Here is a 26,030-nt window from a genome sequence, read left to right as displayed (position 1 = left end):
CAGCGACGGCGACACCGTGACCGTCGTCAAGGCACTCAAGGTGAAGGGCAGCCCGTCGGGGATCAAGGCCGGTACGAAGGTCCGCAACATCCGGCTGATCGACGGCGCCGACGGCCACGACATCGACTGCAAGATCGACGGCTTCGGCGCCATGCAGCTCAAGTCCAGCGTGGTCAAAAAGGCTTGATCCGAGTCGGCGCGAGGAGAGCTCCCGCGCCGCCCTTCAGGCTGCCAAGGCCCCACCCGTGCAGGCGGCGCGCCAACCTCGCACCGCCCGGACAGCGCCATTCCAGAGCGGGGTAGTCCAAGTCTCCGATGCCCCAGCAGGCGGGGGGCTGTGTTCTGCGCGAAGGCCCTGCCGCCCCGATTCATTGCCGAGCTCCGGGCGCCGCCGAGCTGCGCGGGGGAGACACGGCCCGCTACCCCTGGTCAAGACGTCACCCGAGCGGTCACCCGCGGACGTGAACTGGAGTTCACGGAACCAGACTCCGTCGGGGCCGGGTTAGTCCGCCTTCCCAACCCGTATAAGGGAGTTGGAGCAGAAGGCAGGCTGACGTCCGAGGGGGGGGACAGCGATGGGATCGGGAGCCGACAACGCCGGGGACGACATGGTCGTGGGGCGGACCAACGAGAGCGAGGAGCGCACCATCCTGGTTGCCAAGGGAGGGGACGGAGCGCTCGACGGCTATGGCGAGGACTTCGTGCTGCGGGTGGCGATCGAGAACGACAAGGTGCTGCGGGGCGTTTCCGAGGGGGTGGACGCCATCAATGCCAAGGGGACCATTGCCTTCCCCGGCCAGACTGCCGGCAACGGAATGGTCGCCACCGGGGCGAACGGTGTCGTCGGCTACGTACACGGCGCACTCCGCGACAGGGCGCAGGAACAGCAGGTGCAGGCGGGCGTGCTGGGCGCGGGCGGCACTACCCTGCCCGGCGTCTTCGGGCGCGGCACACCCGGCGTGCTCGGCTATGCACAGGGCGCGGCCAGGGACACCGCCTGGGAGGCTGCGGATCCATCGGCCGTGCTCGGCAGGGCCGACGGCATCGGTGTCCGGGGCAAGGGCGACGACGGCGGGGTACGCGGCGAGAGCGAGAACAGCTTCGGTGTGGAAGGCAAGAGCACCCTCGCCCCTGGCGTCCGCGGACAGAGCACGCTGGGCATCGGCGTCCACGGAGAAGGGTCTCCTGGCGTGTCCGGCGTCGGCCCGGGAAGCGCGAACGGCGGCCAGTTCGAGTCGGAGACAGGTGCTCAGCTCCGGTTGCTTCCCCGCCGCTCGGACGCGCTGAACCCTCCGCTGCCCATGACCCCCAGCGCGATCCCCGTCGAACGCGGCCGAGGTCCCGAACTCCCCAGGAACGGCCGGGCCGGCGAACTCACCACGCTCCAGGACCCGTCCGGCACCTGCACCCTCTGGTTCTGCGTCAGCGATCCCGGCGAGGGACCGGCTCGCTGGGCCCAGGTCCTGCTCGGGCCGACGTTCGACGGCCGCGCCTGAAGTTCGGCTAGCGCGACGCGCCGTGCTAGCGGCAAGGCTCGCCATCCGCAGGCACCCAGCATTGATACGCCCTGGCATCACATCTGACACTGAGTCAGAAAAGTCGGCATTGAGTCAGCATCCGGATTGCCGGACCCTGCCACAGAAGATCAAACCCTCGACGGCGGACCCCCTCCACCGAGTCGGTTGAGGGGGTCTTCCTTCGCCTCGGATCAGCCGCCTTCGGTGTCACGTTCCATGACTGCGGCCGTTTCGCGCTGGTCGGATATCAGGCCAGGTCAGCGCACTCGTCCCCGCGGTTTCAGCGGCACCGGCGGGAGTTCGGGGGCCGCGAGCGCCGTCGTACACCCTGACCACCCCGAAGCGGCTGCCGCTCATCCACTCCGAACGCGCCTGTGCGATATCCTCGGTTGACCGGCCGATGAAGGTCCACCACGTCCTCATCGAAACCAACACCCACCGGCTCACCCTGCTCTTCTCCGACCTGCGGGTCACCGAAGTTCCCGTCGGCTACGCCCCGTTCATCACGGACTGACTCAATGCTCCTGAGCGATCCCGAAAGCAGTGTCGACCTCCGTCCGGTGCGCTATCAGTTCGCCACGGTCCGGGGCGACTCGTACGACGACAACTGGCTCGTCGTCGATGGCACGGTGACGACTCCCGAGGGCTGCTGGTCCTTCACCGAGCCGTGTCTGCTCACCGACGAGGCTCGCCAGGTGGCCGCGTGGCTGCGCGCGGTGGCCGCGGGGACCGTGACCGTGACAGCACCTGATACCGACGGTGAGCTGTCCCCGGACACGTCGTTCATCGAGCCGCTCGTGGCCTTCAGCCTCGCCGACCGAAGCGAGGAGGGGACGGCGGTGATTCGCATCCATCTGTCCCTGGAGGCAGCACCCCCATGGCAACAGGAAGATGACCGGGATGACATCTACCAGTACGTCGTGGAGGTGAGGATGGACACCGCCGCGCTGCTCCACGCGGCTGACGAGTGGGATCTCGCCCTGAATCCCTTCCCGCCCCGCTGACCGCCCGCGTTGGTGCGCACCACGAGGCCCACGCGGCCTCCGCCAACTTGATCGTCCGCCTTCGCCAAACCACCGCTTCTGGCGCTGCCTGTTGTCGAGTTCCCTGCACACACCGCCGGTCACTACGACAAGTTCCCCTCCATCGCTGAGTTCGTCGGGGACCGTGCTTCCGCCTGGGCCGACGCACGGCCAGCTGGCCAGCTGGCCAGAAGAGGCGAGCGCGCATGTGCGGCGTGAGGTTGTCGAGGATCTCGCGCAGCCACGGGCTACGGACGGCCGACAGCCGGACCAAGGTGTGCTGGAACACCTCCGGGTCGACCCGGAACAGGTAGCGGGGGCGCGGCGCGGGTGGGTCGTCGCGCAGGACGTCCTCGGGCATCCTTCCCGATGCGGGGACGGGCAGATATGGCTCGGGGAAGGCCAGCCACAGCCACACGCCGAACGGCAGCGGCACCCGGTATGCCGAGGCGGACGGGTCGGCCGGGGTCCAGGCTTCGCCCGTCTGTGGATGAGTCGGTACGAGGAGGATGTCGGCGTCCGCGCCAGGGGCGGACAGTCCCGGTCCGGCCAGGACGGCATGCCGCGGCGGCGCACCCTTGGGCAACAGGGCGTCGAGCGCGCGTTGGAACACCTCCTCGGTCAGGCCGTCCGGGACGGTCACCGGCCGTCCTTGCGAGGCCGCCAGCAGGTGGGCGAGCGCCCGGCCGGCTACCGCCTCCCACTGCGGACTCCATGACCAGAAGTGGCTCGACCCCAACCGCCCTCCCCACGTGGCGATCGGCTCGAACGGGGGTGTGCCCTTCCCTTCCGCCGTCAGCTCCGCCCAGGAGAGCGGTGCGGAGTCGACGTTGCCTGCGGGGCTGCGGCGCACGGCGTTGGGGGCGAGCCATACCGCCTGCCAGAGCGAGCAGTCGTCGATCCGGCTCGCCGCGGGCAGGCCGCACGCCTCGCAGGCCATGTTGGGGCCGTCGGCCCCGGTAAGGCCGCAACAAGCGCCGCCGCGCATATCCGGGATGAGTACGGTGCCGCGCGTGTCTCCGGGTGCGATGACGACGGCACCGGGCGCACCGTCCGACACCGCACGGACCGGTGCGTAAACACCCCGCACCGCCACCTCATCCGGATCGATCTCCTCCCACCTCCGCCACGGTGGCCCCCAGGGCTCCGGATTCACGGCGTACGTGCCCGGATCCATGAGCACCGGGAGCCGAATCCCGTTCCCGTACTTCTGATGGGCGTGGGTTGGCAGGGCAACCTGCGACAACGGGGCGGTCAACTCGGCGCCGCACCCCACGCACACAAAAACGAACAAACGTCCTCCGCTTGGGCAACAGGGGCATCATCGCAGCTCAGTGGCGACCGGCCAAAGACTTTTCCGTCCCCCACGGCGGCTGCGACACCGTCAGCACGCCACTCCCCCGCAACACGGTCCGGTGACACCCAACCATCGAGGCCCTCACCAACCCCCGTCAGCACAGCGGCAGTCGGACCGGTGACAATGCCCGGGTGAAGGATCTCGGACAACCCGAGCCAGGGTTGAGGTCATACTCCCGGAGCGCTCACCACTCACGGGGACAGACTTCGGCCGACCGCGTCGACGGCGGGCGCGCCCCGTGCGACCACGACCGGGATGCCTCCGGTCGCCTTCTCCAGGGTGCGCCGGAACGCCGCCGAACCAGCCCCGGCGGCATTGGTGGTCACGCGGATGCCCGAGGCGTCCGTCGTCGCGCTGGCGGAGTAGAGGGGGAAGTCGAACTTCCGGCCGAAGACCTTGTCGACGGCCTTCTCCAGTACCCGGTGCGCGTACCGGCTCGTATACAGGTCCACGAGTTTCGGGTCCGCTCCCGGATCGGCCTTCGCCGCCGCGTTCACCAGGTCACGGCCGCGCGCGAGGTCGGTGACGCACAGCGCGACCCGGCCCACCGGGAAGTCGTTGGCGTGCGTCCCGTACACATCCCCATACGCCCCGTACCCCTGGTCGCCCACGGCCTGCGAGATACGGGTCGCCGCAGGCGTGTTCTCGCCCACCCCGTCGATGACCGTCGGCGGCGCCGACGGCTGTTTCAGCGCGTCATCCGTCATCGGACACGGCTTGGCCCCCTGATGAGAAGGGGTGCCCGATGCGTTGAGAGACGCGGGGGGAGCGGCACCCTCCGTCTCGGTGTGTCCGCAGCCGGACACACCGAGCAAAGCGGCCACGCCGCTGACACATACGAAGAACGGCACGACGATCTTCCGTCTCACAACACCCCCTGATTCCCTGCGCCGTCAGTCTGGTGCCACGATGGCGATACGACGGCCGCCCGGCAACGACGGTTCCCGCCGCCGACACGGCGGCATCCCGAATCCGCCACATCACGCAGCAGCAGTGGCCCCCCGGACCGGCCCAGGCCTCACTTTCGGTGCCCGTCGTGTCCTGGGCGGACGGCTCACGCCCAGGACACGCGGTGCCGGTCACCGAGTCCAGCAGCCGCCGGATTGTTCGGCACCCCGCTCCCGCCAGGCCGAACAACCCCTCCCCCGGCACGGATACGGCGTGCGGCAGGTGGCCGGGGGGTGCCTTGTCGGCCCGGGGCGGCCATCACCTAGCGTGGGTGCCCTTGATCACCCACGGGAACCGCTCAGTTGCACAGGGGGATGCGATGGCACGGCCCGAAAAGCCGCTGGACCCGGACGCGGGGCCGGTTGCGCGGTTCGCCGTTGCTCTGCGCGGGCTGCGTCACGGCGCGGGTTCGTCCTACCGGGCGATGGCGCAACAGAGCGGATACTCGCCCTCCGTGCTCTCCCAGGCAGCCGCAGGGCAGAAGCTGCCCTCCCTGGCCGTCGCTCTCGCCTACGTCGAGGCCTGCGGCGGGGGCGCGGACCGCGACGCGTGGGAGCAGCGCTGGCACCAGGCGGAACAGGCGGTCCGGCGCGAGACAGCAGCCGCCCGTGCCGAACAGGAGGCGGACGGTCCTGCTCCGTACCGGGGACTGGCCCGCTACGAACCGGCGGACAGTGCCCTGTTCTTCGGCCGCGACGCGATCACCGACCAGCTCGTCGACCTCGTCGCCCGCCAGCGGGTGAGCGTGGTCGTCGGCCCGTCCGGCAGCGGCAAGTCCTCCCTGCTGCGCGCCGGCCTCATCCCACGCCTCCAACACCCGGATCCCACCGGCGGGTTGCGCATCGTGGCCCTGCGGATCTGCACACCAGGTCCCCACCCCGCCGACGAGCACGAAAAACTCTTCACACCCCGCAACACCGAGCCAACCAGGGAGGGCGGAGAGGACACCTTCCTGATCATCGACCAGTTCGAGGAGGTATTCGCCCTCTGCACCGATGCAGACGAACGCGAGGCGTTCATCGATCTGGTCCTGGCCGCCCGGCATCCGGACAGCCGCCTACGTGTGGTGCTCGGGGTGCGCGCCGACTTCTACACCCACTGCCTCCAACACCCCGGCCTTGCCGAGGTCCTGCGCGAAGCGGGCCTGCCCGTCGGGCCGATGAGCCCGGACGAGCTGCGCGAAGCGATCGTCAAACCCGCCGCCGCCCACGGCCTGTTCGTCGAACGCACCCTGACTGCCCGCCTGATCGACGACGTCTCGGCCGAGCCGGGCGCCCTGCCCCTGATGTCGCACGCCCTGTTGGAGACCTGGCACCACCGCACCGCCCGCACCCTCACCCTCGACGCCTACGAAGCAGCGGGCGCGCTCGACCGCGCCGTCGCCCACACCGCCGAAACCCTCTACACCCGCCTCGACGACCACCAGGCCGTGTGCGCGCAGCGGATCCTGCTGCGCCTGATCACCCCCGGCGACAACACCCCCGACACCCGCCGCCCCGTCGCCCGCGCCGAACTTGACTTCGGCCACCCCGACGACACCACCACCGTCCTGGAACAGCTGGCCCGCGCCCGCATGATCACCCTCGACGACGACCAGGTCGACCTCGCCCACGAGGCCGTGATCACCGCCTGGCCTCGCCTGCGCGGCTGGATCGACGAGGACCGCGAACGGCTGCGTCTGCACCGCCGGCTCACCGACGCCGCCCAGGCATGGCGGGAACAGGACCGCGACCGCGGGGCGCTGCTGCGGGGCGGGCGGCTGGAAACGGCGTGGAAAGCGTTCGGCGCGGACGGCGGTGCATCGGAGCTGACCTTGCCGGAGCGGGAGTTCCTTACGGCGAGCCGGGCGGCGACGGCCCGGGAACACCGACTCCGGCAGGCGGCCGCGGCGGTACTGGCGGTGCTCGTCGTGCTGGCGCTGGTGGCGGCCGGGCTCGCCTGGGGGCAGCGCAAGGACGCCGTCGCCGCGAACCACCGTGCCCAGTCCCGGCAGTTGGCGGCTCAGTCGCAGACGCTGCTGGCGACCGACCCCGACCTGGCCTCCCTGCTGGCCGTCGCCGCCTACCGTACGAACCCCACCGCGGAGGCGTCGGCCAGTCTGTACGCGGCCGCCGCCCTCCCGCTCCAGCGCCGCCTCGCCTTCGGCGCCGCGGAGGGCAAGGCGAGCGTGGTGGCCTTCGCCCCCGACGGCCGAACCCTGGCGGCGGGCAGCAGCAACGGGGCAGTGCGGCTGTGGGACACCGCGACGGGCCGCTCCCGCACCCTGGCCAAGGTGAGCGCCCCGGCCAAGAGCGGTGGCGGGACGACGGTGTACGCCCTGGCGTACAGTCCCGACGGCCGCTCCCTCGCCGTCGGCACCGCGAACAACACGGTGCGCGTATGGGACACGGCCTCCGGTCGTACGTCGGCCCGGATCGCTTTCAAGGACCTGCCCTACGCGCCGGAGATCCTGGCGTTCGACCGTGACGGCCGGACCCTGACGGCCTCTCTCGGCCACGGCACCCTACGCCAGTGGGAGCCGTCGACCGGCCACGCGCGCACCCTGATCGTCGGGGCGGACGATGTGCCGACCATGACCGGGAACGAGCATGCCACCGCCCCGGACGACTACGACGCGACGGTACGGCTGAAGGATCCGGCCGACGGGCAGGTGCGCACCCTTCCGGTAGCCACCCACATCGGCTTCCCGCCGGCACTGAGCCCCGACGGGCGCACGGTCGCCCTGGGCCATTTCGACGGGACGGTGCGAGTGCGGGACACCACCACCGGCCGTACGACCGCGACACTGAAGGGGAACTCCGGCGTGATCGGGGTGCTGCGGTTCAGTCCGGACGGGCGCACGGTCGCGGCGGGATACGGCGGGACCGTGCGGCTGTGGAACCCCGCCGACGGCGACGTACGTACGCTGAGGGACGGCAAGGGGGGTTACGACCTGGCGTTCAGCGCCGACGGCCGCACCCTCGCCGCCGCCGGATCTTCCGGCCGCTTCGAAGACCAAGGGGCTTCCTCCGTCTGGGACGTGGCCACCGGACGGAGCGTGGCCGCCCTCAGCGGATACACCGACCGCCCGGGGGCGCTGGCGGTCGCTCCCGACGGACACGCCGTCGCCACCGTCAGCGGCGACGGCACGGTCCGCCTCAACGACCTCACCCGCAGCCGCCGCACCCGCACCCTGTTCACCAGCAACACCAAGGAGCTCAACGCCGTCGCCCTCAGCCCCGACGGCCACACCCTGGCCACCGGCGATGCCACCGCGCGTCTGTGGGACACCGCGACCGGAGATCTGCGCGCCACCCTGCCCGACCGCACCCGCATGGAAGCGGTCCAGGATCTGGCCTTCACACCGGACGGCCGCGCCCTCGCCCTCGCGGGCGGACTGGACACACGGCTGTGGGACCCCGCCTCGGGCCATGTCAGCACCGGCCGTACGGACGACCACACCGGAGTAGTGAACGCGGTGCTCAGCCCCGACGGACGCACCAGAGCCACCGTCTCCGCGCGCGACAGAACGCTGAACCTGTGGGACATCGCGACCGGACACCTCCGCGTCACCCTGCCCGGCAGCAAGGAATGGGACCAAACCGTGGCGTTCAGCGCCGACAGCCGCACCGTGGCCACCGGCAATGGCACAGCGCTACGTCTGTGGGATACGGCGACCGGACGCCTGCGCACCACACTCACCCCCGACCCCGGCCGGGCGAGCACGTCGCCATCCCCCAGGAGTCCAGTCGGGGACAGCCTGTGCGAGGAGATGCGGCAGATCGTGTTCAGCCCGGACAGCCGCACCCTGGCGGCCCGTGACGGTCAACGGGTGACGCTCTGGGATGTGGCCACGGGCCGTCTCCGCACCGCCTTCACCACCCCGTGCGACGGCAGCGGGACCAAGTCCTCCCTCACACCCCTCGTGTTCACCCCCGACGGCCGCACCCTGGCCATCGCGGAAGGCAAACAGGTACGGCTGTGGGACGTGGCCACGGGCCGTCGCCGCGCGGTCCTCACCGGCCACGCCGAAACGGTCCGGGACATCGCCTTCAGCCCCGACAGCCGCACCATGGCCACGGCGGGGACCGACCTCACCGTACGTCTGTGGGACGTGACGGAGCACCACAACTACGCGACGCTCGCCATACTCAGCGGGCACACCGGCCCCGTGACCAGGGTCCTCTTCGGCCACGACGGCCGCAGCCTCTTCACCACCGGCGAGGACAGCACCCTGCGTCAGTGGAGCGTGTCCCCCAGCGACCCGGCAGCGGCCATCCGCAAAATCTGCACCGCCTCCGGCCGCGACCTGACCTCGCCGGAGCGGAACACCTACTTCCCCGGACAGCACCCCCGATCTCCCTGTCCCACGGTGTCCGCAGCTGACTGACCTCGCGCCGGTCTCAAGCGTCAGGGACACATTCGCGATCTCCTGTTTCCCTCAAGTTTCCGTCCGACCCCCTGTACATACGGCTACCAATCAGTAGTGTTTGCGCCGCGCGTCGACGTCGTCCGCGTCTCAACGACCAGTACCACCAGGGGGATAGCCATGCGCGGAATGAGCCGCCGTCAGTTCGTGTCCAGAATGTCCGCTGCGGCCGCGGGTGCGGCCCTGTGGTCGACGGTGGCGCAGGACCGGGCCCTCGCGGCCACCGCCGCGCGGGCCGTACGCATCGGCGGAACCACGCTGGAACAGGCCGCGATGCCCGTCGGCAGCGGCCCGTACAAACGCCTCGTGGCAGGCCCCGGTTGGCCGCTCGTGGTGCGCGGGGAGCTGGCCGGCGCCGGTGCGGGCCGCGACGACCGCCGCACCGGGCTCGCCTCCTTCGTGCAGTTCACCGACCTGCACGTGGCGGACACCGAGTCGCCGGTACGGTTCGAGTACCTGGCCCAGTACAACGACAGCGCCTACCGCCCGCAGGAGGCGCTGACCGTGCGCGGCGCCTCCGCCCTGGTCGAGCGGGTCAACTCGGTGCGCCAAGGCCCTTACACCGGGCTGCCGTTCGGCATGGTGATGGCCACCGGCGACAACACCGACAACCACGAGCTCATCGAGCTCGACTGGTACCTGTCCCTCATGAGCGGTGGCCGGATCACCCCGAGCAGCGGCGACCCTTCGCGCTACGAGGGCGTGCAGAACTCCGGCAGCGCGTCCTACTGGAACCCGGAGTCCTCCTTCCAGGACTCCTACAAGGCCAAGGGGCTTCCGCAGATCCCCGGCTTCCTGGCGGGCGCGGGCCGTCCCTTCGACGCCCCGGGCCTGAGCGTCCCGTGGTACACGACCGTGGGCAACCACGACGACAGCATCGAGGGCAGCCTGCCGGACCTCGGCCTCCTCAACGACCTCTACACCGGTGACCGCAAGATCGAGGGCTGCGACGACGCCACCGCGGCGAAGCTCGCCTACGCGCTGAAGCACGACCCGGCCCAGGCGGTGCTCCTGCTGGGGCAGTTGCTCGGCGACGGCGGCGCGATCCGCAAGGTCACCCCGGACGAACGCCGGCGCCCCTTCACCCCGAAGGAGTTCGCCAAGGCGCACCTCGACCCCGCCTACACCGGCGCCGGCCCGGTCGGCCACGGCTTCACCTCGGACGCGGCGAGCAGCGGGCACCTGTACTACACCTTCCCGCTGGCGAGCGGTGTCCTCGGCATCAGCCTGGACACCACCAACCGGGCCGGATTCGCGGACGGTTCACTCGGCACCGCGCAGCTCAAGTGGCTGGAGTCGGTCCTCAAGTCGCACAGCAGCCGCTGGTACGACACCGACGGACACGTGGTGCGCGGTGGATCCTCCGACTCGCTCATCGTCCTGTTCAGCCACCACACCAGCACCACCATGGGCAACCTGCTGCCCGACCCGTACCACCCCTTCGAGGGGCGGCACGACGGCAACGCCCTGGTGTCGATGCTGCAGCGCTATCCGAACGTGGTGGCGTGGGTGAACGGGCACACCCACGAGAACCGGATCACCCCGCACGGCCACGCCGTGCCCGAGCGCGCCTTCTGGGAGATCAACACCGCGTCCCACATCGACTATCCGCAGCACGCCCGGATCATCGAGATCGCGGACAACGGCGACGGCTCCCTGTCGCTCTTCACCACCCTCATCGAGTCCTCGGCGCCCTACGCGACGGACTTCGCCGACACCTCCGACCGGGGGCTCGCGGCGCTCTACCGCGAGCTGTCGTACAACGACCCGTACGCCACCCCTGCCGTCAAGCTCGGCTCCTCCGCCGACCACAACACCGAGCTGCTGCTGGCCCACCCCGGCAGGTGACGCGGCCGGACGACCTGCACACCTGCTCGCTATAGTTCCATTAGTTGCGCAACCTCTAAAGTGTTGCGAGGGGAAGCGGCAGCCCGGCACCGCACCGGGCGCCAGGGACAGCGATGGGCCGAGGAGTAGCAGGGTGTTCACCGATGTGGGTCCGATGGAGCTCGTCACGATCGCGATCCTCGCGGTCCTCCTGTTCGGCCCGGACAAGCTGCCGGAGGTCATCCGGAACGTCACGGGCTTCCTGCGCAAGATCCGGGAGTTCTCCGACAACGCGAAGCAGGAGATCCGCTCCGAACTGGGCCCGGAGTTCAAGGACTTCGACTTCGAGGACCTGCACCCCAAGACGTTCGTACGCAAGCACGTCCTGAACGGCGAGGGCGACGTACTGGGTCTGGACGAGATCCGCAGCGCGCTCGATCCGCGTCCGGAGCTCACGGAGGTCGCCGACGCGGTGCGTGGCGCGGCCGACGGCGCCGCGGGGCGCACCTCCTCGGCAGGCCCTGATCAGGCCGGGTCGGCGCCGGCCCCCGTTCGGCTGACGAAGGACGGGGAGGCGGCGCCGCCCGCGCACCCCGCCTTCGACCCCGACGCGACCTAGCCGCCGGACCTGTCGGATGTCGTGCCTGCTCACCGCACCCCCGCGTGACGGACCTCACGACACTTTAACTATTGCGCAACCTTTAAAGTGTGGCCATGAACGCTAATGGCATGGCGGGTTGCGAGGATGCGGTGCTCGACGGCGGCCCGGCGCACGGCTTGCGGATGCGGGTCGCCGACCGGCCGGGGGTGATCCAGGTCACTTACCCCTGCGCGGTCGACGGCCCGACCGGGGGTGCCCAGGTGGAGGCGCTGTACGTCTACCGGCGCGACTCCCGCGTAATCCAGGAGCCCCTGCGCTACGGATTCGATGTGGCCAGCCCCTGACACGCGGTCGCCGGATCAGCGGGCGGTGCCGGGGTTCTCCGCGACCGGGCGGGCCGAGGCGCTGTCGCCAGGGGCCGCCCGGATGGTGCGCGGCGCCGCCTGCTCGGCCGGGGCGGGTTCCGGCGCGGCGGCCGGAGTGCCGTCCCGCTTCATCGCCTTGGCTTCACTCTTCAGGATGCGTAGCGACTTGCCCAACGCGCGGGCGGTGTCGGGGAGTTTCTTCGAGCCGAACAGCAGAATGATCACGATCGCCACGACCAGCAGATGCCAGGGCTCCAGTCCGTTGCGCAGCACGCGGTCCACCTTCCCTCACCGATAGGGGTGCCACCTCGGCGAGGCGGCACCCTCAAAAACACTTGCTATATTGCGCAACTGTACAACTATTGGGTGGGGCCGACCGTCTCTCCTCATGGGTTCAGTCACACGGACGAGGGGGCGCGCACATGGCAGGCAGGCGCGGGGGGTCGAACCGCCTTCAGGGCCAGGGCACCGGGACCGGGCGGCGCAAGAAGGTCAGCAAGGTGAAGATCGGTATCGCGATAGCGGTCGCGATGCTGGTCCTGCTCACCGCGGGCGCGGGCTGGATCTACGTCAAGCTCGACGGGAACATCGACACCTTCAGCGCGGACGGCGTCTCCGGCGACCGGCCTCCTGCCTCCACGCACGGCTCGAACGTGCTGGTCATCGGGACGGACGCGCGCACGGACGGCAACAGCGACCTGGGCGGCGGCGACAAGGACGACATCGGCCGCTCGGATACGGCGTTCCTGCTGCACACCTACGCCGACCAGAAGCACGCGGTCGCGGTCTCCATCCCCCGCGACACCCTGGTCGACATCCCGCCGTGCAGGCTGCCCGACGGAAGCTGGACCAAGGGACAGCACAACACCATGTTCAACGAGGCCTATTCGGTGGGCCAGAGCGCCAAGGGCAACCCCGCCTGCACGCAGAACACGGTGGAGAAGCTGACCGGGCTGCGCGTCGACCACACCGTGGTCGTCGACTTCAAGGGCTTCGCACAGATGACCAAGGCCGTCGGCGGTGTCCCGGTCTGCCTGCCCCAGGACGTCTACCAGAAGGACCTCAACCCCAACCGGGCCACCCGGGGGGACCAGATCTTCGCCAAGGGTCCGCAGACGGTGGCCGGCCAGAAGGCCCTGGACTACGTACGGATCCGGCACGGCATCGGCGACGGCTCCGACATAGGGCGGATCAAGCGCCAACAGGCGTTCGTCGCAGCCCTGTTGAAGAAGGTGAAGAGCGACGGTCTGAACCCCACCCGGCTGCTGCCGCTCGCGGATGCGGCGACGAAGTCGCTGACGGTGGATCCGGGGCTGGGCTCCGCGCGGAAGATGCTCTCGTTCGCGATGTCGCTGAAGAGCATCGACCTGCACAACACCAAGTTCGTCACCCTTCCCTGGCGTTACCAGGGCGCCCGGGTCGCGATCGTGCACCCGGACGCCGAGGCTTTGTGGGCCGTCCTGAAGGCCGACCGCACCCTGGACGGGAAGGACGCCAGCGGCCGCCCCGACAAGCAGGCCGCGGGCTCCCCTTCCCCTGGCGCCACCGAGCAGGTCTCCGGCAAGGGCATCTCGGTCGCCGTCTACAACGGGACCACCGAGACGGGTCTGGCCTCGCGCGCCGCCGACACCCTCACCGAGCACGGTTTCACCGTCACCGGCACCGCGACGGCCGCCAGCCAGAGCCACGAGAGCACGGTGATCAAGTACGAGTCCGGCCACAGGGACCAGGCCGACACCGTTGCCCGCCTCTTCCCCGGCGCGGACGTGCAGCAGTCCGCGACCGCCACCGGCATCAGCGTGATCCTCGGCACGGCATACGCCGCGAATCCCGCCGCCTCGCCCACACCGACCACGGTGCCCTCCGACGTGGCGAACGGCGCCCGCTCCGCCGACGACGACCCCTGCTCCAACCTCTCGTACGGATGATACGAACGTCCTGGACGAAGCAGTCCCGGGGAGGTGCGGGTGCCGGGGTCCGGGTCACCCGTCCTCGATGTCCGAGATGAGCTTGGTGCTCAGGTCGCTCTGCACCGCCAGCCGGGTGTGACCGGCGTCCGGGCCGGTACCCCAGGTGAGCGTGACGGTGGTGAACAGGTGCCCCGCACCGGAGTCGTGGTAGCGCACTTCCCAGTGGGTGGGCACGTCCTGGGCGCGCAGGACGCCGTCGGCGTGATTGGCCTCCTCCCAGGCGGCCAGACGCTGGCGGAGGTCCTCGGTGAGGAAGTGAGCGCGAAGCTCCGCGCCCAGGTCATCGGTTCCGTCGTCGACCGCATCGATGTAGGCGCCGTAGAAGTCGGCCACCCGATCGACTGCCGAGTCCGGGCTCCCCCCGCGCACTGCGGCGCCCGACTGATCTTCCGTCATGGATTCCCCCCTTTGGGAAACTGTTGCTTACCCACCCGCTTGGCCACACACTGCCCAAGTCCTTCCGGAATCAGTCCATTTAGTGGATATAAGGCTGAACGTGATGTTCTGGCCATTACCCGCGCACGCACGGGCCCCGGTATCCCGGGAAGAGGGGCCGAGTTATGGACTGGTCAACCCCACGCACTTTGGCCCTGTCCGCGGGACCATGGCCACGGCAGGGTGAGAGGACCTTGAACCTTTCGGAGGCCCCCTTGAGCAGTGCGTTCCTGCTGACCACCCTGGCGGTGGTCGCCACTCCCGGCACCGGTGTGCTGTACACCCTGTCCGCCGGTCTGTCCCACGGCCGCCGGGCGAGCGTCGTCGCCGCTCTGGCCTGCACCCTCGGGGTCCTACCGCATCTCCTGGCGACCGTCACGGGTCTCGCCGCTCTGCTGCGCACCAGCCCGGTCGCGTACGACGTGGTCAAGTACGCCGGTGTCGGCTACCTGTTGTACATGGCGTGGGCGACCCTGCGCGACAAGGACGCGCTCGCGGTGGAGACCGGGGACGAGCCCCGTCCGACGAGCCAAGTGATCGCCTCCGGGATCCTCGTCAACCTCCTCAACCCCAAGCTCACCATGTTCTTCGTCGCGTTCCTGCCGCAGTTCGTCCCCGCCGACGAGCCCGGCTCCCTCCAGGCGATGCTGCGGCTCAGCGCGGTGTTCATGGCGCTGACCTTCGCGGTCTTCGCCGCGTACGGCATGTGCGCGGCCTCCGTACGCGACCACGTGCTCGCCCGGCCGAAGGTGATGACCGGTCTGCGCCGGGTGTTCGCCGTCGGTTTCCTGGGCCTGGGCGCACGGCTGGCGGTGGCGTGAGCATGCGCTTCCGACACTCGGACGCGATCCGGTCCGACTATCCCGAACTCACGGCCGCGGTGCTCCACACCACCGGCATCCACCCCGCAGTCGACACCGGCCCCGCAGTCGCGGCGTACACGTCCCGGGCCACGGCCCGGCTGGCCGGATCCGCCGAGGGCGCGTTCCCCGAAGTCCTGGCCTGGCGGCGCACGTTCACGCGGATGGGGCTCAGGCCCACGCAGTACCGCTGCGCCTCGGAGTCGCTGCTGCGGCGGCTGCGCAAGGAGGGGGCACTGCCGCATATCCATCCGGTGGTCGACCTGTGCAACGCGATCTCGGTGGCGTACGCCGTGCCGATCGCGGTCCTCGACGCCGATCGCATCACCGGCCCGCTCCTGGAGGTGCGTTACGCCCGTGGCGACGAGCAGTACACGACCTTCGGCGGTGACATCGAGCATCCTGCCCCCGGCGAGGTGACCTTCGTCGACTCCGCCGGACACGCGCACGCCCGCCGCTGGACCAACCGGCAGAGCGGGCACTCCGCGGTCGGCCGGCACACCAGCCGGATCCTGGTGGTGGCAGAGGCCATGCACGACAGCGGCGCGCAGGTCGTGCCGGAGCTGTTGCGGGCGATCACCCGGGAGCTCGCCGCGCACTGGTCCGTCGAGCCCACGGCGGCGCTTCTCACCGCCTCCGCACCGGAGTTCGGCTTCGACGACCAGGCGTGCGCGCCGACGGACGGCCCGATACTCCCGTCGTACAGCAGGCCCGGCGGCGCATGACACCATGAGCCGGTGAACGAGGGGGAACGGGCGATGGGTGCGACGGCCGCCGCAGCCACTTCGGCGGCGCCGGACGGCGCATCACCCGCGTACGGCTCCGACTTCCTGCAACTCGACGCGGGCACCGCCCCCGTGGGCGGCAAGGCGGACTGGCTCGCCGGGCGGTTGCGGCAGGCGATAGCCGACGGGCGACTGGCAGTGGGCAGCAGGCTGCCGCCCACCCGTGTGCTCGCCGCCGAACTGCGTGTCTCCCGGGGCGTGGTCACCGAGGCGTACCGGCGGCTGACCGAGGACGGCCAGGTCGAGGGACGGCGGCGCGGCGGCACGGTGGTGGTCGCCGCACCGCAGGAGCCACCGCCGGTTCGCCCCGCGACCGCGCCCGCCCCGGCCGCCGCGTCGGGCGCGCTCTTCGCGGACGCGCCCGGCGCCGACGTCTTCGACGCGCTGCGCGCCGCTCCCGCCCGTATCGACTTCACGCCCGGCCGGCCCGACCTCGCCGCGTTCCCCCGGACCGCCTGGCTGCGCGCCGAACGGGCCGTGCTCGCCGAGCTCTCCGCCGACCAGCTCGGCTACGGCGACCCGCGCGGGGACCTGCGGCTGCGCCGGGCCGTCGCGGACTGGCTGGCGCGCGGCCGCGGGATCCGGGCCGAGCCCGACGAGGTGCTGATCGTGGCCGGGACCGCGCAGGCCCTCACCCTGCTCCATCCCGTACTGCGGGCCGACGGCATCGACAGCGTCGCGGTGGAGGACCCGGGTGCGCTCGGCGCCCGGCAGCACCTGAGCAACGGGGGTCTGGCCACGCCTGCGGTGCCGGTCGACGACGACGGCGTACGCGTCGACGCCCTGCGCGCGACCGGCGCCCGCGCGGTCCTGCTCACCCCCGCGCACCAGTTCCCCATGGGTGTGGTGACCAGCGGCGAGCGCCGCCGCGAGCTGCTGCGCTGGGCGGAGGACGGCGGGCTGATCATCGAGGACGACTACGACGCGGAGCACCGCTACGACCGGCCGCCGGTGCCCGCGCTGCGGTCCCTTCTGGCCGACCGGGTGTGCTACTCGGGCAGCGTCTCCAAGCTGCTCGCGCCCGCCCTGCGCATCGGCTGGGTGGTGCCTCCTCCCCGCTACCGCGACGCACTGACGGATGCCAAGCGCTTCGTCGACCTGGGCAACCCCGTGCTGCCTCAGCTGGTACTCGCCCAGCTGATGGAGTCCGGCGATCTCGAACGGCATCTGCGCCTGCTGCGCGGGCGCCACCGGCGCCGCCGCGACGCGATGATCGATGCCATCGCCGCGCACCTGCCGGGCGCGACCGTGCACGGCGCCGCCGCGGGCCTGCATCTGACGCTCACCTACACACCCGAGGTGCCCGACACCGTTCTCGCCGCCGTAGCACTTGCCCGGGGCGTCAAGTGCCAGCCGCTGTCGTGGCACACCCAACTCCCCGGCCGCCCCGGCCTCGTACTCGGTTACGCCGCGACCTCGCCGGGCGCGATCACCGAGGGGGTGGCGACGCTGGGCGAGGTGCTGCGCGAGCTGGGATGACGTCTGTTTGAGGCGCCGGGCGCCGCGTCGGCTACCTCGGGGTCTCCGACACCGGTACCGGCAGGTCCCGCAGGGTGCGCAGGGGTCCCTTCAACAGCAGCAGCGCGCACAGGGCGTTGCCCGCGTACAGGATCCACAGGGCGTCGCGGTCGCCGACGGCCATGCCGAGGGCGCCGCCCAGCAGGCTGCCGATCGGCACTGTTCCGTACATCACGAAGCGGATGCCGGAGCTGACGCGGCCGAGCATCTCGGGCGGGCAGTACGCCTGGCGGAAGCTGACGATGACGACGTTTCCGGCGACGATCCCGGCCATCAGGCAGAACTCGCCCACCAGGAAGGCCAGCAGCCCCGCGCCGCCCCCGGTCAGGGGGATCAACAGGCCGAACGGACCGGCGCCGAAGGCGCACAGCAGGACCGCGCGGGCCGTGCCGACCCGGCGGGCCAGGCGCGGCGCGAGCACCGCGCCCAGCACACCGCCGAGCCCGGCCAGGGCGATCAGCACACCGACGACGGTGCCGTCGGCGCCGACCGTACGACGCAGGAACACGATCGCCAGGGACTGGGCACCGGCGAGGAAGAGGTTCATCGCCGCGTCGCAGACGAGGATCGTCCGCAGGAACGGATCACCGGCGAGGAAGCCGACGCCGTCGCGGATCTCCCGCACCAACCCCTTCTCCCCGGGCGCGCGCTCCTCGCCGCCCGGCGGGCTCTCCGGGGTGCGGATCCTGGCCAGCAGTACGGCCGAGACCAGGAAGCTCAGCCCGTCGGCGAGGAAACCGACGGCCGCGCTCCCGGCCTGGGCCAGAGCGCCGCCCACGCCCGGGGCGACGACTTCGGCGGCGGACTCGCTGGTCTGCAACCGGGCGTTGCCGTCCGCGAGTTGCTCGGCGGGCAGCAGAGCCGGCAGATACGCGCTGTAAGCCGCCCGGAAGAACACATCGGCCGTGCCCAACAGCAGTGACACCAAGAGCAGCTGAGTGGTCGTCAGGGCGTCCAGCCAGGCCGCGACGGTCAGGGAGAGCATCAGGGCCGCCGAGACGGTGTTGCACACGATCATCACCGGCCGCCGGCGCATCCGGTCCGTCCAAGCGCCCACCGGCAGGCCGATGAGCAGCCAGGGCAGCCATGCGACGGCATTGAGCAGGCCCATGGTGAACGAGTCGGCGCCGAGCGCGTCCACCGCGATCAGCGGCAGCAGGACGCGGGTCGCCGCGCTGCCGAACTGGCTCACCGACTCCCCCGTCCACAGCAGCCGGAAGTCCCGGTGGCGCAGGGGGCCCGACGCCTTCTCCTGCCGGGCCGTCGTCGCCGCGCTCATCGGCCCACCAGCGCTTCGCCGACCAGTGCCTGACCGCCCAGCGCCTGGCGCAGCAGCGCCCCGATCTGAGAGGCCCGCTTCGGCGTCATCATCTCGCCGTGGGTGCAGGGCGCCTGATGGTGCGTGATCCGGCCGGTCAGGTAGGGCCGCCAGGTCTGCGGATCCGGTGCGTCGGACTCGTGCGCGGCCGATACAAGGGTGAGGTCCCCGTCGAACACGCCGGGGCGGTGGGCCACCGCGAGCGTGTCGTGGTGGACGAACGTCTCGCCCAGCGCGGCGACCGTCCGCTCGTCGAGCGCCGCCAGCGGGCCGTCCGCCGTACGGGCCGTGCGCAGGAAGTCCGGCGGGGACAGCGGCCCGGTGCCGGGGAGTGATCCGGTCATGTACCCGAGCGAGTCGAGCAGTTCCCGCAGCGGGTCCGCCATGGGCCCCGCCTCCGCGCCCGGGTAGCCGTCGAGCAGCACCGGCGGCGCCACCTCCTCCCCTGCCTCGCGCAGCCGCACCGCGACCGCGTGTGCGACCAGCGCACCGAAGGACCAGCCGAGGAGGTGGTACGGGCCGGTCGGCTGGACCGTGCGGATGAGGGCCGCGTAGTCGTCGGCCATCTCCGCCACGCTCGCGGGCCGCGCCCCCGGCTCGCTCAGCGTGCGGGCCTGCAGGGCGTGTACGGGCCGGTCGGGTCCGACGTGGTCCAGGAGTTCCCGGTAGACCCAGCCGATGCCGGCGCCCGGGTGGACGCAGAACAGCGGGGGCTCCGAGTCGGTGCCGGGCTGAAGGGTGATCAGCGGCGCCGACGGCTCGTCGTCGGTGCGGCCGCTCCCCGTGCGGGCGGCGAGGCCCGCGACGGTCGGGGCGGCGAACAGGTCCTGCACGCCCAGCTCTTCGCCCAGCGTCTCCCGGACGCGGGACATGAGCCGGGCCGCCAGCAGGGAGTGGCCGCCGAGCGCGAAGAAGCCGTCCTGTGCGCCGACGCCGCCCTCCGGCAGGCCAAGGACCTCGGCGAACAGGGCCGCGATGGCCTTCTCCCGAGGGGTCCGGGGAGCCACGCCCGCCGTCCGGGCGCCCTGCGGTGCGGGCAGCGCCGCCCGGTCGAGCTTGTCGTTGGGCGTACGCGGGAACGCGTCGAGGACGACGAACGCCGACGGCACCATGTGGTCGGGCAGCACGGCCGCCAAGTGGGCCCGCAGCGCGTCCGGTTCAGGAGCCGCGGATCCCTGTGCCGGGACGGCGTATCCGACCAGGCGGTCGTCGCCCGGCCCGTCACCTCGCACGGCGACCGCCGCCTGCGCGACGCCCGGGGCGCCGGCGAGAGCGGCCTCGATCTCACCGAGTTCGATACGGAAGCCGCGGATCTTGACCTGGTCGTCGGCCCGGCCGAGGTAGTCGAGGCGGCCCTGGCGGTCCCAGCGGACCAGGTCGCCGGTGCGGTACATCCGCGCGCCCGGCTCGAACGGGCAGGCCACGAACCGCTCCGCGGTCAGCCCCGGCCGGCCGAGGTAGCCGCGCGCGAGCCCGGCCCCGGCGAGATAGAGCTCGCCGCGCACACCCGGCGCCACCGGGCGCAGGGCGTGGTCCAGCACGTAGGCGCGCGTGTTGGAGACCGGCTCGCCGATCAGCGGGCGTTCGCTGCCGGAGGTCTGCCACCACAGGGCGTCGACGGTGCACTCGGTGGGCCCGTACAGGTTGAAGCCGATCAGTCCGTCGGTGCGGCGCAGTCGGCTCCACAGCTGCTCGTCCGCGGCCTCGCCACCGATGAGCAGCACGCTCGGCGGGGTGTCGAGCAGCCCCTCTTCGACGAGTTGCGCGGCGTGGGTGGGGGTGACGTCGACGACGTCGAGGGCGGCCGTGGCGATGTGGCGGACGAAGGCGGCCGCGTCGCGGCGGACGGCGTCGCCGATCAGATGGAGCTCGTGCCCGGCCACCAGCCACATCAGGCCGTCAAGGGACGCGTCGAAGGAGAGCGAGGCGGTGAGCGCCACCCGCAACTGCCGTTCTGGGGTGGCCTGTTCGGCGGCGGCCATGGTGTGGGCGCGGTGGAAGGCGTGGAGGTTGCGCAGGGCCGCGTGATCGACGACAACGCCCTTGGGGCGGCCGGTGGAGCCGGAAGTGTAGACGATGTACGCGGCGTCGCCGGGACGCGGCGCCCGGCCCGGCCCGTCGGCGGGGTGCGCGGCCATGGCCGCCTCGTCGTCGACGAGGATCCGGGGCGGACGGGCGGTGCCGTCCAGGGGCAACCCTGCGGCGGTCGCGGTGTCGGTCACCAGGAGCGCGGGGGCGGAGTCGGCCAGCATATGGGCGATCCGCTCGCTGGGGTACTCGGTGTCGAGGTGGACGAAGGCGGCGCCCGCCTTGAGGACGGCCAGCAGCGCGGCGACGGAGTCGGCCGAGCGGGGCAGCGCCAGCGCGACCACCCGTTCCGGCCCGGCGCCGGCGGCGATCAGGCGGTGGGCGAGGCGGTTGGAGCGGGCGTCGAGCTCGGCGAAGGTGAGCCGGGTGCCCTCGTGGACGAGCGCGGTGGCCTGCGGGGTGCGGGCCGCCTGCGCCGCGAACAGCTCGGGCACGGTGGCGGCGGGAACGGGCAGCGCGGTGTCGTTCCACTCCGTCAGCAGCCGGTGACGGTCCGCCGGTGTCAACGGGTCGGCGGCGGCGACGGGTTGGTGCGGCTCGGTCGCGAGTTGTCCCAGCACCCGGCTCAGCCCGGCGGCGACGCTCTCGACGGTGGCCCGGTCGAAGAGCTCGGCCGCGTACTCCACGTGTCCGGCGATGCCCGCCGGGGCGCCGTCGTCGGTGTATCGCTCCTGGACGTCCACGGTCAGGTCGAACTGGGCCACGTCGAAGCGGAACGGCTCGGGACGGACGTCCAGACCGGCCAGCTCCAGTGCGCCGTCGCTGCCGTCCTGGACCTGGAGCATCACCTGGAAGAGGGGGTGGCGGGCGAGGGAGCGCTCGGGGTTGATCGCCTCCACGACCCGCTCGAAGGGCACGTCCTGCCGCTCGTACGCCTCCAGATCCGCCTCCCGGACCCGGCCGAGGAGCTCGGCGAAGGTGGGATCGCCCGACACATCCGTACGCAGCACCAGCGTGTTGACGAAGAACCCGACCAGATCGTCCAGCGCCTCGTCCGAGCGCCCGGCCACCGGGGTGCCGATCGGGATGTCGCCGCCGGCGCCCAGCCGCGACAGCAGCACGGCGAGACCGGCCTGCACCACCATGAACGGGGTGCAGCCGTGCTCACGGGCCAGTCCCCGCAGACGGGCGTGGAGTTCCGCGTCCAGCTCCACCGGCACCGCCGCGCCGGTGAAGCCCGGCGCGGCCGGTCGCGGCCGGTCGAACGGGAGCTCCAGCTCCGCCGGAAGTCCGGTCAACTCCTCGCGCCAGAAGTCGAGTTGACGGGACATCGGCGCGGCCGGGTCGTCCTCCTCCCCCAGCAGCTCGCGCTGCCAGAGCGTGTAGTCCACGTACTGCACCGGCAGCGGCGCGAACTCGGGCGCACGCCCGTCGCGACGCGCTTCGTAGGCCTCGGCAAGATCGTTGAAGAGGGGGCCCCAGGACCAGCCGTCGAGGGCGATGTGGTGCACGACGAGCGCGAGGACGTGCTCGTCCTCGGCCGTTCGGTAGAGCGCCGCGCGGAGGGGCGGGCGGGCGGCCAGGTCGAAGGGCTCGGACAGCAGGGCGCCGAGGGCGGCGCCGGGCCCCTCGGGACCGCAGGGGACGACGTCCAGACGGACCGCGTTCTCGGCGGCGGGCAGCACCCGCTGGTACGGCTCGCCGTGCGTCTCGGGGAACACCGTGCGCAGCGCCTCATGACGGGCCGTCACATCCGTGAGGGCCAGGGCCAGGGCGTCGGCGTCGAGCGGGCCGCGCAGCCGCAGGGCGAACGGGCAGTGGTACGCGTCGCCCTGGCCGGCCCGGCTGAGGAACCACAGACGGCGCTGGGCGGGCGAGAGCGGCGGGGCGGCGGGGCGCTCCGGCACCGGGGCGAGCGCCGGACGCATCTGGGCCGGGCCGTCGGCGCTGCCGAGGCGGGTGGCGAGCCCGGCGACGGTGGGGTGCTGGAAGAGGTCACGGATGCCGAGTTCGGCGCCGAGCGCCGAACGGATGCGGGAGAGCAGCCGGGTGGCGAGCAGGGAGTGTCCGCCGAGGTCGAAGAAGCTGTCCTCGGCACCGACCGAGGACACGCCGAGCACCTGCGCGAACAGTCCCGCCAGGATCTCCTCGCGCGGGCCGCGCGGGGCCCGGGAGGCGCTCTCGGCGGTGAAGTCGGGCGCGGGCAGCGCGGCGCGGTCCAGCTTGCCGTTGCGGTTCATGGGGAAGCTCTCCACGGCCACGAACGCCGAGGGGATCATGTGGTCGGGCAGGTGCTCGGCGAGCTGCTTGCGCAAGGAGCCCGCCTGCACGCTGGCGTCCGCAGCCGGGACCACGTACGCCACCAGGCGCTTGCCGCCGGGGCCGCCGTCGCGGGCGATCACCGCGGCCTGGGCGACCTGCGGGCAGCGGCGCAGCGCGGCCTCCACCTCGCCGGGCTCGATGCGGAAACCACGGATCTTGACCTGGTCGTCGGCGCGCCCGAGGTAGTCGAGGCGGCCCTGGCGGTCCCAGCGGACCAGGTCGCCGGTGCGGTACATCCGCGCGCCCGGCTCGAACGGGCAGGCCACGAAGCGACCGGCGGTGAGGGCGGGGCGGTTGAGGTAGCCACGGGCCAGGCCCTGGCCCGCGAGGTAGAGCTCGCCCGCGACGCCCGGGCCGACCGGGCGCAGCCGCTCGTCGAGAACGTAGGCGCGGGTGTTGGCGAGCGGGAGGCCGACCAGCGGCTCCTCGCTCTCGGCGGCGTCCCACCACAGGGTGTCGACGCTGCACTCGGTCGGGCCGTAGAGGTTGTGGCAGAGCACGCCCTCGGCGGCGCGGACCCGGCTCCACAGGGCCCGGCCCGCCGCCTCGCCGCCGAGCAGCAGCACGCTCGGGCGGCCCGGACCGTCCAACAGCCCCTCCTCGACCAGCTGTTCGGCGTAGGTGGGCGTCACGTCGAGCGCGTCGATGCCGGTCGCGGCGATGTGCCGGACCAGGGCGGCGGCGTCGCGGCGGGTGTCGTCGTCGACGAGGTGCAGCTCATGGCCCGCGACCATCCAGAGCAGCCCCTCCCAGGAGGTGTCGAAGGAGAGTGCGGCGGTCAGCGCCATGCGCATCCGTCGGCCGCCGCCCAGCTCCTCGGCGCGGGCGATGACGCCAGCGCGGTGGAAGGCGTAGAGGTTGCGCAGTCCGGCGTGGTCGATCACCACGCCCTTGGGTTCGCCGGTGGATCCGGAGGTGTGGATGACGTACGCGGCGTGGTGCGGGTGGATCGCGCGGCCGAGGTCGCTCGCCGGGAAGCGGCTGGGGGCGTCGACGAGGACATGGCCGGCGGCCGTGGCCGGCAGGTCGGGCGCGGTGGCGCGGTCGGTGACGACCGCGGTCGCGGTGGCGAGCAGCTTGGCGATGCGCTCGGCCGGGTAGTCGGTGTCGACGGGGACGAACGCGGCTCCGGACTTGAGCACCGCCAGCAGCGCGACCACCGACTCCGCCGAGCGGGGCAGCGCCAGCGCGACCAGGTCCTCGGCGCCGACTCCGTGCGCGACCAGGCGGTGGGCGAGGGAGTTGGCCCGCGTGTTGAGCTCGGCGAAGCTGAGCGAGGTGTCCCGGAAGACCAGGGCGGTCGCGTCCGGGGTGCGGGCGGCCTGCGCCTCGAACAGCTCCGGCAGGGTCTGCTCGGGCACCGGGGCCGCGGTGTCGTTCCACCCGCTGAGGACCTGGTGGCGCTGCTCTTCGGAGAGCGGGTCGGCGAGCGTGGCCGAACGCGCGGGGTCTGCGGTCAGCTGCTCCAGTACGCGGGCGAGCGCGACGGCGACGCCGGTGGCGGTCTCCTGGTCGAAGAGGTCGGTGGCGTACTCCAGCGCTCCGGTGATTCCCGCCGGAGCGCCGTCCGCGTCCCGCCGCTCGTGGAAGTCCACGGTCAGGTCGAACTTGGCGACGTCCCAGCCGACCGGCTGCTCGGCGCAGACCACACCGGGCAGCGCGAACGCCGGGCCCTCACCGCTCTCCAGGGTCATCATGACCTGGAAGAGGGGGTGGCGGGCGAGGGAGCGCTCGGGGTTGAGCGCCTCCACGACCCGCTCGAACGGCACGTCCTGGTGCTCGTACGCCTCCAGGTCCGCCTCGCGGACGCGGTCGAGGAGTTCGGCGAAGGTGGGGTCGCCCGACACATCGGTGCGCAGCACCAGGGTGTTGACGAAGAACCCGACCAAGTCGTCCAGTGCCTCGTCATCGCGCCCCGCCACCACCGTGCCCAGCGGGATGTCCGTCCCCGCGCCCAGTCGTGAAAGGAGCACCGCGAGACCGGCCTGGAGTGCCATGAACAGGGTGCACCCCTGCTCCCGGGCCACCTCGGCCAGGCGGGCGTGGAGTGGGGCGTCCAGCTCCACCGGCACCGAACCGCCCGCGAAGCTCGCCACCGCCGGGCGCGGCCGGTCGTACGGCAGCGCCAGCTCCGCCGGAAGCCCGCCCAACTCCTCACGCCAGTAGCCGAGCTGACGGACAATCATGCTCTCCGGATCGTCCTCCTCGCCCAGCGTCTCGCGCTGCCATACGGCGTAGTCGGCGTACTGCACCGGCAGCGGCGCGAACTCCGGCTCGCGGCCACTGCTGCGTGCTTCGTACGCCTTGGCCAGGTCACCGAGGAGCGGGCCCCACGACCAGCCGTCGGTGGCGATGTGGTGGAGCACCAGGGACAGGACGTACTCGTCGCCCCCCAGGGTGAACAGGCAGGCCCGTACCGGCAGTTCAGCGGCCAGGTCGAAGACGTGACCCGCCTCGTCGGCGAGGGCGGACGCCAGGGCGTCCTCGGTGGTCTCGACGACCCGCAGGGCGGGCGTCCGGTCGAGGACCTTCTGTACGGGCTCGCCGTCGACCTCGGGGTAGACGGTCCGCAGCACCTCGTGCCGGGCGGCCACGTCGTCGAGGGCCGCCGCCAGCGCCGCCCGGTCGAGCCTGCCGGTCAGGCGGGTGGTGAGGGGGCAGTTGTAGGCCGGGCCGGTCTCGGGCATCCGGTTGAGGAACCACAGCCGTCGCTGGGCGAAGGAAACGGGGTACACGGGATTCTCCTGGG

Annotated in this window: 16 protein-coding genes and 3 pseudogenes; 12 read left to right on the top strand and 7 right to left on the bottom strand. The window is 71.8% G+C overall.

Translation table 11 applies throughout. The annotated features are described in order from the left end of the window. Nucleotides 1–4: 4 nt before the first annotated feature. Both ACT1U9_RS32810 and ACT1U9_RS32805 read left to right on the top strand, forming a co-directional pair. A pseudogene (locus ACT1U9_RS32810) lies at nt 5–187 on the top strand (alkylphosphonate utilization protein); the annotation flags it as partial. A 388-nt stretch (nt 188–575) separates the two neighbouring features. Next, entirely contained in the window at nt 576–1,496 is a 921-nt protein-coding gene (locus tag ACT1U9_RS32805) for a hypothetical protein (protein WP_444536265.1), read from the top strand. Nucleotides 1,497–1,774: 278 nt separating this feature from the next. Here the strand turns inward: ACT1U9_RS32805 and ACT1U9_RS32800 are convergent. Then, nucleotides 1,775–1,931: pseudogene (locus ACT1U9_RS32800) on the bottom strand (pirin family protein); the annotation flags it as partial. On the opposite strand from ACT1U9_RS32800, the gene ACT1U9_RS32795 reads away from it, so the two are divergent. Beyond that, nucleotides 1,918–2,031 (top strand): YxiG-like protein, encoded by a 114-nt coding sequence (locus tag ACT1U9_RS32795; RefSeq protein ID WP_444536264.1) that lies wholly within the window; start codon nt 1,918–1,920, stop codon nt 2,029–2,031. The pseudogene ACT1U9_RS32800 and the gene ACT1U9_RS32795 overlap by 14 nt on opposite strands. A 4-nt stretch (nt 2,032–2,035) precedes the next feature. Beyond that, nucleotides 2,036–2,521 (top strand): WapI family immunity protein, encoded by a 486-nt coding sequence (locus ACT1U9_RS32790; protein ID WP_444536263.1) that lies wholly within the window; start codon nt 2,036–2,038, stop codon nt 2,519–2,521. A gap of 208 nt (nt 2,522–2,729) precedes the next feature. On the opposite strand, the pseudogene ACT1U9_RS32785 reads toward ACT1U9_RS32790, so the two are convergent. Together ACT1U9_RS32785 and ACT1U9_RS32780 are read right to left on the bottom strand one after the other, a co-directional pair. Then, a pseudogene (locus tag ACT1U9_RS32785) lies at nt 2,730–3,833 on the bottom strand (hypothetical protein); the annotation flags it as partial. Nucleotides 3,834–4,087: 254 nt separating this feature from the next. Continuing rightward, the gene (locus tag ACT1U9_RS32780) at nt 4,088–4,603 is read right to left on the bottom strand and encodes a hypothetical protein (RefSeq protein WP_444536262.1); all 516 of its coding nucleotides are present in this window, start codon (nt 4,601–4,603) and stop codon (nt 4,088–4,090) included. Nucleotides 4,604–5,163: 560 nt separating this feature from the next. On the opposite strand from ACT1U9_RS32780, the gene ACT1U9_RS32775 reads away from it, so the two are divergent. The 4 genes from ACT1U9_RS32775 (at nt 5,164) to ACT1U9_RS32760 (ending at nt 12,024) form a co-directional block, all read left to right on the top strand. Further along, nucleotides 5,164–9,213, top strand: a complete 4,050-nt coding sequence (locus tag ACT1U9_RS32775; RefSeq protein WP_444536261.1) for an nSTAND1 domain-containing NTPase — start codon at nt 5,164–5,166, stop codon at nt 9,211–9,213. Nucleotides 9,214–9,372: 159 nt separating this feature from the next. Continuing rightward, nucleotides 9,373–11,100 carry a TIGR03767 family metallophosphoesterase gene (locus ACT1U9_RS32770; RefSeq protein WP_444536260.1) on the top strand — a complete coding sequence of 576 codons (1,728 nt, stop codon included), beginning with the start codon at nt 9,373–9,375 and terminating at the stop codon, nt 11,098–11,100. A gap of 133 nt (nt 11,101–11,233) precedes the next feature. Further along, nucleotides 11,234–11,698: a sec-independent translocase gene (locus tag ACT1U9_RS32765; protein ID WP_444536259.1), complete on the top strand. Its 465-nt coding sequence runs from the start codon at nt 11,234–11,236 to the stop codon at nt 11,696–11,698. Between the two features lie 95 nt (nt 11,699–11,793). After that, nucleotides 11,794–12,024: a hypothetical protein gene (locus ACT1U9_RS32760; RefSeq protein WP_444536258.1), complete on the top strand. Its 231-nt coding sequence runs from the start codon at nt 11,794–11,796 to the stop codon at nt 12,022–12,024. 15 nt (nt 12,025–12,039) lie between these two features. Here ACT1U9_RS32760 and tatA read toward each other — a convergent pair whose 3' ends face one another. Further along, nucleotides 12,040–12,318, bottom strand: a complete 279-nt coding sequence (gene tatA, locus ACT1U9_RS32755; RefSeq protein WP_444536257.1) for a Sec-independent protein translocase subunit TatA — start codon at nt 12,316–12,318, stop codon at nt 12,040–12,042. Between the two features lie 149 nt (nt 12,319–12,467). Here tatA and ACT1U9_RS32750 point away from each other — a divergent pair, with 149 nt between their 5' ends. After that, a complete protein-coding gene (locus tag ACT1U9_RS32750) occupies nt 12,468–13,973 on the top strand; it encodes an LCP family protein (RefSeq protein ID WP_444536256.1) in 1,506 nt (501 codons plus the stop codon). 54 nt (nt 13,974–14,027) lie between these two features. Here the strand turns inward: ACT1U9_RS32750 and ACT1U9_RS32745 are convergent, their stop codons facing one another. Further along, nucleotides 14,028–14,411 (bottom strand): hypothetical protein, encoded by a 384-nt coding sequence (locus tag ACT1U9_RS32745; RefSeq protein WP_444536255.1) that lies wholly within the window; start codon nt 14,409–14,411, stop codon nt 14,028–14,030. Nucleotides 14,412–14,665: 254 nt separating this feature from the next. Between ACT1U9_RS32745 and ACT1U9_RS32740 the strand changes: the two genes are divergently transcribed. From ACT1U9_RS32740 to pdxR, 3 genes are read left to right on the top strand one after another with little or no spacing between them, the layout of a single operon-like run. Next, a complete protein-coding gene (locus ACT1U9_RS32740) occupies nt 14,666–15,271 on the top strand; it encodes a LysE family translocator (RefSeq protein ID WP_444536254.1) in 606 nt (201 codons plus the stop codon). A 2-nt stretch (nt 15,272–15,273) separates the two neighbouring features. After that, nucleotides 15,274–16,035 carry a B3/B4 domain-containing protein gene (locus ACT1U9_RS32735; protein ID WP_444536253.1) on the top strand — a complete coding sequence of 254 codons (762 nt, stop codon included), beginning with the start codon at nt 15,274–15,276 and terminating at the stop codon, nt 16,033–16,035. Nucleotides 16,036–16,068: 33 nt separating this feature from the next. Next, on the top strand, nt 16,069–17,574 hold the full coding sequence (gene pdxR / locus ACT1U9_RS32730; protein ID WP_444539313.1) for a MocR-like pyridoxine biosynthesis transcription factor PdxR: 1,506 nt from the start codon (nt 16,069–16,071) through the stop codon (nt 17,572–17,574). Nucleotides 17,575–17,605: 31 nt separating this feature from the next. On the opposite strand, the gene ACT1U9_RS32725 is transcribed toward pdxR, so the two are convergent. Both ACT1U9_RS32725 and ACT1U9_RS32720 read right to left on the bottom strand, forming a co-directional pair. Beyond that, a complete protein-coding gene (locus ACT1U9_RS32725) occupies nt 17,606–18,892 on the bottom strand; it encodes an MFS transporter (RefSeq protein ID WP_444536252.1) in 1,287 nt (428 codons plus the stop codon). After that, nucleotides 18,889–26,016 (bottom strand): amino acid adenylation domain-containing protein, encoded by a 7,128-nt coding sequence (locus tag ACT1U9_RS32720; protein ID WP_444536251.1) that lies wholly within the window; start codon nt 26,014–26,016, stop codon nt 18,889–18,891. Before ACT1U9_RS32720 ends, ACT1U9_RS32725 begins: the two co-directional genes overlap by 4 nt. Nucleotides 26,017–26,030 lie beyond the last annotated feature (14 nt).

The organism is Streptomyces sp. BR1, from assembly GCF_052373795.1.
GTDB lineage: Bacteria > Actinomycetota > Actinomycetes > Streptomycetales > Streptomycetaceae > Streptomyces.
The sequence above is the reverse complement of the archived record's forward strand: the minus strand, read 5'-3'. Positions and strand labels throughout refer to the sequence as shown.

Coding starts and splice junctions, on each gene's coding strand:
- ACT1U9_RS32760 (WP_444536258.1), top strand. CDS start 11,794: ATGAACGCTAATGGCATGGCGGGTTGCGAGGATGCGGTGCTCGACGGC.
- ACT1U9_RS32790 (WP_444536263.1), top strand. CDS start 2,036: ATGCTCCTGAGCGATCCCGAAAGCAGTGTCGACCTCCGTCCGGTGCGC.
- ACT1U9_RS32805 (WP_444536265.1), top strand. CDS start 576: ATGGGATCGGGAGCCGACAACGCCGGGGACGACATGGTCGTGGGGCGG.
- ACT1U9_RS32775 (WP_444536261.1), top strand. CDS start 5,164: ATGGCACGGCCCGAAAAGCCGCTGGACCCGGACGCGGGGCCGGTTGCG.
- ACT1U9_RS32745 (WP_444536255.1), bottom strand. CDS start 14,411: ATGACGGAAGATCAGTCGGGCGCCGCAGTGCGCGGGGGGAGCCCGGAC.
- ACT1U9_RS32795 (WP_444536264.1), top strand. CDS start 1,918: ATGAAGGTCCACCACGTCCTCATCGAAACCAACACCCACCGGCTCACC.
- ACT1U9_RS32750 (WP_444536256.1), top strand. CDS start 12,468: ATGGCAGGCAGGCGCGGGGGGTCGAACCGCCTTCAGGGCCAGGGCACC.
- ACT1U9_RS32780 (WP_444536262.1), bottom strand. CDS start 4,603: ATGACGGATGACGCGCTGAAACAGCCGTCGGCGCCGCCGACGGTCATC.
- ACT1U9_RS32770 (WP_444536260.1), top strand. CDS start 9,373: ATGCGCGGAATGAGCCGCCGTCAGTTCGTGTCCAGAATGTCCGCTGCG.
- ACT1U9_RS32725 (WP_444536252.1), bottom strand. CDS start 18,892: ATGAGCGCGGCGACGACGGCCCGGCAGGAGAAGGCGTCGGGCCCCCTG.
- ACT1U9_RS32735 (WP_444536253.1), top strand. CDS start 15,274: ATGCGCTTCCGACACTCGGACGCGATCCGGTCCGACTATCCCGAACTC.
- pdxR (WP_444539313.1), top strand. CDS start 16,069: ATGGGTGCGACGGCCGCCGCAGCCACTTCGGCGGCGCCGGACGGCGCA.